The sequence below is a fragment of the Spirillospora sp. NPDC000708 genome (assembly GCF_040299565.1).
In the GTDB taxonomy this organism is placed as follows: domain Bacteria; phylum Actinomycetota; class Actinomycetes; order Streptosporangiales; family Streptosporangiaceae; genus Spirillospora.
In genome coordinates, this window is sequence record NZ_JBEPCJ010000163.1 from 1 (window position 1) to 2,181 (window position 2,181).

At 76.1% G+C, this 2,181-nt stretch carries 1 protein-coding gene and 1 pseudogene; both read left to right on the plus strand.

Annotated features, from left to right (window positions below; translation table 11 throughout):
- A pseudogene (locus tag ABT299_RS50845) lies at positions 1–488 on the plus strand (hypothetical protein); the annotation flags it as partial.
- A 239-nt stretch (positions 489–727) separates the two neighbouring features.
- Entirely contained in the window at positions 728–2,035 is a 1,308-nt protein-coding gene (locus tag ABT299_RS50850) for a chaplin family protein (RefSeq protein WP_500255257.1), read from the plus strand.
- Positions 2,036–2,181: the final 146 nt, after the last annotated feature.

Genomic DNA, 2,181 nt, shown 5'->3' on the forward strand with positions numbered 1-2,181 from the left:
GCGTCGCGCACCTGCGGCTGCCGGACGTCCGGCCGGACGACCACGGCGTCGGCCGGCTCGTGCCCGGCGTGGCCGCCCCGCGCGGCGCGGCGCACGCCGCGCCGAGGCCCGGCGCGGACGCCTCGTCCCGCCCTGACACCGCGGCGCACGCGAAGAAGCACGGCGCCGCGCGCACCCGCGCCGCGGCGGCCCCGAAGAAGGCGGCCCACGCGACCGCCGGGGCGCCGTCCGGCGCGCACCGCTCCGGCGGCCACTGCCGGATGTGCGGGGACGGGCAGCGCCTGCCCGGCGCGCCCGCGACGCCGTCCGGCCAGGACGGCAACCCGCACAGCGGCGCGCCGTCCGGCGGGCACCCGTTCGGGCCGTTCGCCGACCTCGGCACCGCCCAGCGCCCGCAGGCGCCGCGCGCCCTCGACACCGGTGCCTTCGACCGCACCGCGCTGACCGACAAGGCGGCCCCGGGCCGTCCCTCGGTCGTCCCCGACTAGCACCCGCCTACGGGCACCGCGCGCTTCCGCGCGTCCCGTGCCGGAAGCCGCCCTTCCCCGCCCGCGGGACTCCCGCGCCGCGCGCCGGACGGCCGCTTCCCGGCCTCCCCCGCCACTCCATCGAGCTTTCTCTCCGAACGGCACGGTCCTGGCCAGACCGCTGCCCGCTGCGCTCACCCGGACGGTGCACGCAGTGATCATCACCGATTCACCGATTCACCGAAAGAAGGAGCAACACCATGCGCATCTGGGCAAGGAACACCGGCCGCGCCGCTCTCGTCGCGGCGGGCTGCGTCGCGATGGGGACGTCCGGACTCGGCGTCCCCGCCTCGGCGGACAACCGCACCAGCGGGGACCTGTCCATCCTGGGCGGCAACCAGGTCGTCGCGCCGATCTCGATACCGATCGAGGTGAGCGGCAACGCCATCGGCGCCGTCGCCGGCATCGCCCAGGCCGGCTCGAAGGGCGGCGCGTCCGTCGAGCGGCGCGGCCGCGACGGCGGCGACATGCAGACCTCGGGCAACCTGTCGATCGGCGGCGGCAACCAGATCTACGCCCCGATCTCCATCCCGGTGGACGTCTGCGGCAACGCCATCGGCGCCATCGTCGGCATCGCGCGGGCCGGGTGCAAGGGCGGCGCCACCGTCAAGAGCGGCGGGCACAAGAGCCACAGCGGCTGGCGCACCGGACGCGAGGCCACCGGGCCGGGCGACCGCCAGGCGCCGACCCGTCCGGACGACCGCCAGGCGCCCATCGGTCCGGGCGGCCGTCAGGCGCCCGCGATGCCGGGCGACCGCCAGGCGCCCGCCACCGGCGGCGCCGCCGGCGCCTCCACCGCCGACAACGGCCGCATGGGCGGCTGGGACGGCGGCTGGGGCGGCCACGGCCACGGGCACGGGATGAAGACGTCCGGCAACCTGTCCATCCTCGGCGGCAACCAGATCTACGCGCCGATCTCCGTGCCGGTGAACGTCTGCGGCAACGCGATCTCCCTCATCGCGGGGATCACCCAGGCCGGCTGCAAGGGCGGCGCCTCCGTCGAGCGCAAGGGCGACGACCGCCCGGACATGAAGACATCCGGCAACCTGTCCATCCTCGGCGGCAACCAGATCTACGCGCCGATCTCCGTGCCCGTGAACGTCTGCGGCAACGCGATCGGCGCCGTCCTCGGCATCGCGCAGGCGGGCTGCAAGGGCGGGGCCTCCGTCACCAGCGGCGGCCACGAGCACCACCGGCCGCCGATCAAGCACTTCCCGAAGAAGCCGCACCACAAGAAGCCGCACCACAAGAAGCACTACAAGCCGTCCAAGCACCGCCCGGCGGCCGGGCACCACAAGCTGCCGTCCACCCTGCGGGGGACCAGCGAGCGGATCGCGATGGGCCCGAACTACCGCAGCGCCGAGGGCATGCCCGCCGTGCAGGACCTGCTGGGCAAGGTCACCCGGATCGCCAGGCCGGTCGCGAACGTGACGCCGGGGCAGGTCGGCACGCAGCTGCCGCAGGGGAACAACGCGCCGGTCAAGCTGGGCACCGCGCTCACCCACTGAGTCATGACCGGCCCGGATGACGATCCGTGCGGCCGGCCGAGCCGACGGTGAAGGGGACGGCAGACGTGCCGCCCCCTTCCCCGCGTCCGGGGCGGCCGGCCCCCCCCCGGCGGGCCCGCCCCCCCGGGCCCATGACACCCGCCGAG

Coding starts and splice junctions, on each gene's coding strand:
- ABT299_RS50850 (WP_500255257.1), top strand. CDS start 728: ATGCGCATCTGGGCAAGGAACACCGGCCGCGCCGCTCTCGTCGCGGCG.